The organism is Anaeromassilibacillus sp. 1001302B_160321_C8, assembly GCF_015554745.1.
Lineage (GTDB): Bacteria > Bacillota > Clostridia > Oscillospirales > Acutalibacteraceae > Anaeromassilibacillus > Anaeromassilibacillus stercoravium.
The window spans coordinates 1-4735 of the sequence record NZ_JADNJD010000036.1 but is presented as its reverse complement, the minus strand read 5'-3'; the positions used below and the strand labels follow the sequence as shown (position 1 = coordinate 4735).

Here is a 4735-nt window from a genome sequence, read left to right as displayed (position 1 = left end):
TACTCGGCAGCGTCAAAGCTGTCTTCCGCAATGGCTTCGCTGTTCACGGTGACGCCTGCGATCTCGCGGCCTTCCACTCTCGGTGCAAAGGTCAGGTCAAGGGCATCTCCGCCCATCACATTGGCTGTGTATTTGCCAAGCAGGTTTGCAATCGTCTGGCTCTCGCCGCCCACGCTCAGTTCCACTGTTGCCGGGAAGGTAACGGTGAGTGCATGTTCGGTTGCCAGCTCGCCGGTGCGCTCGAACAGCAGCCAGTTGAGGTTGGAGCCCCTCTCGGTCCATTCAATCCGCATGGTGTGCTCGCCAGCCTCGAGGTTGATCTGCTGCGGGCCCTGGGTTACCCAGTTCTGATATGCGCCGGTGTTGGGCACATCAAAGCTTGCAACCGTCTCGCCGTCCACCAGCACGTTAAACGCACCGGAACCGGCCGAAGATGCCGTACGTGCGGAGAGGTTGTAGCTGCCCGACGTCAAAACATTGATGTGGTACTCTGCCCATGCGCCTGCCTCGCAGTAGCCGAGGTTGTTGCCGCCGCCGTCATCTTTCGTTGCCTGTGCTTTTACGGTCTCAGACCACAGGATGTTTTCTGCCGCCTTGAAGGTCGTATTGTCGCCGATGTCTACGGTGATCGGGTTGACGATCTTATTCTGGAACGTGTTGACCTTCATAATCAGGTTCATCAATCTTTCCGCGCTTCTCTCAAGGTCGTCGCGGGTGATGAAGCCCCGGTCAAGCGCGTTCTGCAGCGTGGACGGGGAACCGCTGCGCATCTTGACGTCGTTGCCCGCCTTCAGCTCGAAGGCGTGGTTGGAGTTGTTGCCCCAGTCGGTCTCTACCAGGCCGTTGAAGCCCCACTCGCCGCGCAGGATGTCCGTGAGCAGCTCGGTGTTTTCAGACGTTTCCGTGCCGTTGATCAGGTTGTAAGAGGACATGATCGTCCACGGATCGGCCTCTTTGACTGCAATCTCAAAGCCCTTGAGATAGATTTCGCGCAGTGCGCGCTCCGATACGCGGGAGTCGCTTCTGGAGCGGCTCGTCTCTTTGTTGTTCGCCGCAAAGTGCTTCAGGGAGATGGCGACGTCTTCGGACTGGCAGCCCTTTGTGAGCGCCGCAGCCATCTTGCCTGCCACCAGCGGATCTTCGGAATAATACTCGAAGTTACGTCCGCAGAGCGGGTCTCTATGGATGTTCATGCCGGGTGCGAGCCAAATGTCGATGCCATTGGTGCGCGCTTCCACAGCGGCCGCCTTGCCGACACGTTGTACCAGGTCGACGTCCCAGGTGCAGGCCTGCAATGTGCCGATCGGCCATGCGGTGCAGTTGACGCCGATGCGGATGCCCTGCGGGCCGTCTGCCGTCATGATATTCGGGATGCCATATTCCATCAGGTTGCCCATGCCGCCGGTGCTCGCAACGCCGGTGTTCGGCTGGCCGCCCATCATGTTGATCAACTGTTCGTCCGTGAGCTGGTCGAGGAACTCGTCCATCGTCGCATTGCCCTCATACACGTCCAGCAGCATGATCTTGTCGTCTTCTTCCGGCTCTTCGCTGGCCGCGTTCACAGTAACTGCTTTTGCACGCATTGCGGTGGGCGCGATAGCGGTAGAAGGTCCGGCTGTCTCGTCAACCTTCGTAAAGGTGATGTAGTCAATGTTCGGGTATTTATCCTTTACCGAGCAAGTAAACTTCAAGACGCACTGGCCTTGCGGCAGCGTAACGGTGACCGGGCCAATATCCTCGAAGTTGTACCACTTGCTCGCCCCACTGCCGTCGCCGGTCTGCGGAACGGTGAGGGTATCGCCCTCCACGGCAGTGCCGTCCACATCGACACCTACATCCCAGTCAAAGCCTGCGCGGCCGTTCGCCACGTTGAAGTACAGGTCATATTCGCCGGCCTCTTCCACGTCCAGGTAATAGGAAACCCAGTTGCCCGCATAGTTCATATAGGCAAGGCACACGCCGTTATAATCGCCTACTGTGAAGCTTTCGGTGCGGACAGCGGTAGAGCTTCCGCCGGTGAAGTCGTAGTTTTCGGCCTCGATCTGGGTCGGCTCCGTGGCCGAGATCTTCTGGCGGACCGAAATCTCTCCCTCCGCCTTTTCGAAGACCATGTAATCGTAGTTCGGGTTGCTGCCGTTTGCTACCAGGCGCAGGGTATGCGTCCCCTCCGGCAGGTAGACATAGAACGGCTCGCCGTCTGCAAAGTTGTACCATTCGCTCTTTCCACTTCCGTCGCCGGTCTGCGGTGCGTTGAAATGGATGCCCGGCTGCGCTTCATCATCCACCAGCACGGTGAAGCAGTTGCTCAGATTCGCCTTGCCGTTCGCATAGCGCATCATGACCGAATAATAACCGGCCTCTTCCACCGTGATCTCATATTCGGCATATTTGCCCGCCGCATTCATCGTGGCGATGCAGCTCGAGCGCTCAAAATTGTCGTCGTAGAAGCCCTCGACCGTCACATCGCCGCCGATCATGGCTTCGCTCTGCACGATGGTCTGGCCTTCCGCCGCGATCGTGTGGTGCGGGTCGAACTCCGGCGCCACTTCAATCTGGTGGTATTTCCCGTCCGCCATCAGCCGCTCTGGCAGCTGCTTCGGCGCCAGCTTTTCGGTCAGCTGCTCTGTGACGGTCGTCTCCGCAACATTGTATGTGCCGCGCACACCCTTCTCGCCCGCGTCTTTGATGGAATCGCCGACATAGATGTCGTAGTTGCCCGCTTCCATCACATAGGCGGATTTGTGTCCGGTTTCTCCGATGTCGTCATAGCTCGACATATCGGAAATTGCGAAGGACATGTTCAGCGTTTCGGACTCGCCTGGCTCGAGCAGGTCCGTCTTATCGAACGCTGCCAGCTCCTTGGCGGGCTTGCTCATCTTTGCTTCGCCCTCGCCTGCCTGCGGCGCGCTGAAATACACCTGTACAACCTCTTTGCCGGCCATGTCGCCGGTGTTTGTCACGGTTGCCGAAACATTGGCGGTGCCTGTGAGGGCGTCGCCATCAAATTCTACGGTGACGTTCGAAATTTCGAAATCCGTGTAAGACAGGCCGTAGCCAAACGGATAATTGACCTTCTCGTAATCCAGGTCAAAGGTCTCAAAATACCGGTAGCCCACATAGATGTCTTCCGTGTAATTTACATAGCCGGTCGATTCGTTGAACGTCTCCGCACTCGGATAATCTTCATACGACTTCGCCCAGGTATCGACCAGTTTGCCGGAGGGGTTCACGTCGCCCACAAGGACGTCCGCAGTCGCAAGTCCGCCCTCCATACCGGCCTGCCAACCTACCAGCACAGCATCCACGCCCGGGATGTCGTTGATCCAGCTGGTATCTGTCACAGCGCCAACGTTCAGCACAACGATGACCTTGTCAAACTTTTCCGCCACGCGGGTAATGAGTTCTTCTTCGGCATCGCTGAGGTAGTAGTCGCCCTTGGTCGCAGAACGGTCGCTGCCTTCCGAAGAGTAGCGGCCGATGGTCACAACCGCCGTGTCCGCTGCTGCCGCTGCTGCGTCCATCATTTCGTCCGTGACGTCGATCTGCGCATCATTTTTAATTCCGTTCGTCGTCACCTGCTCAGTGTAGAAGTCAACCAGAGGCTGATACAGGGAAATCTTCCCTTCCTCCTCTTTGATCTGCATCCCTTGCAGGATATTGCGAGTGTAATCGACATTCGTTGCGCCGGAGCCACCGCCGCCGCGCGTGTAGTCGATCATTGCGCGGCCGAACATAGCCACGGTTGTGCCTTGCTGCACCGGCAATACTTCGTCCCGGTTCTCCAGCAGGACCATGCCGTCCGCAGCGACCTGCCTGGAAAGCTCAATATTTCCCTCGGCAGATTCTGCGCTAGCGGTAATGCTCATAGCAGGGATCGTCGTTGCAACCATTGCAGCCGAAAGAACCGCTGAAAGCACCCGTTTGCTTACGCCTTTTCTTCTCCGACTCATTTTCTGACCTCCATCTCTTTTTTAGAGTTTTTCATAAATTGTGCGGATCTGATGCAGCGCTCCCCCCCTCTATTTGCTTTGTACGGAGAATCCCTCCGCCGGTATAAACAGCACGCCGCACAACGTGCTTTAGGTATTTCAATATAATATCGTATCGGACGAACGATTCATTCTATGTATAATCGTAATATAATTTATCATTTGTGTCAATACATATATGTATTTTATGCAAAAATTTTCCTTGCTTTAACAAGCGCAATTGATACAGACGGACTTACGGGCAAAAGAGGGAAACTCTCCCAATAAAGCAGAGAAAATTTCGTTTTTCGATATAAAACCGGCATTCTCTTTTCTATAAATCCTTATATACCTTCTAAAAACACGTTGCTTTTTAACTTTGTAATTCCCTGAAAAATCATATTCTAAATACAGGCCCGTATCCTGAAAAGGACCAGAACACAGCGCAGAAAAAGCCCCAACCCTGGGAACTCCCTGGGTTGGGGCCTCGTTGCTTAGAGGGAAGCTGCCTTCCCTTTTATTTTAGATTAGCCAATGGTTACCGTGCAATGCTTCACAGCATTCTGGCCCGGCAGGGTGGTGTAAACGCCCGTGCTCTGGCCCGGCGTGCCGGTGGCATAGACTCTGTAATAGTAGTCGTTGCCGACCTTCGCCACGAACTGCGTCTTCAGCACATCGCCATTGCCGACCGTAAAGCCCGGCGTCATGGCGTTGCCGTTCACGACCGTCATCTTGAAGCAGTATGCGCTGCCTCTCTTCAAGGTGAA

The 4735-nt window shown here is 55.6% G+C and carries 2 protein-coding genes; both read right to left on the bottom strand.

From position 1 onward, the window contains the following. A partial coding sequence (locus I2E77_RS14195) for a glycoside hydrolase family 3 C-terminal domain-containing protein (RefSeq protein ID WP_195451491.1) occupies window positions 1-3950 on the bottom strand: 3950 nt, incomplete at its 3' end. A gap of 545 nt (window positions 3951-4495) precedes the next feature. Then, window positions 4496-4735, bottom strand: a 240-nt coding sequence (locus I2E77_RS13510; RefSeq protein ID WP_195451490.1) for a hypothetical protein, incomplete at its 5' end; no start/stop codon positions are given.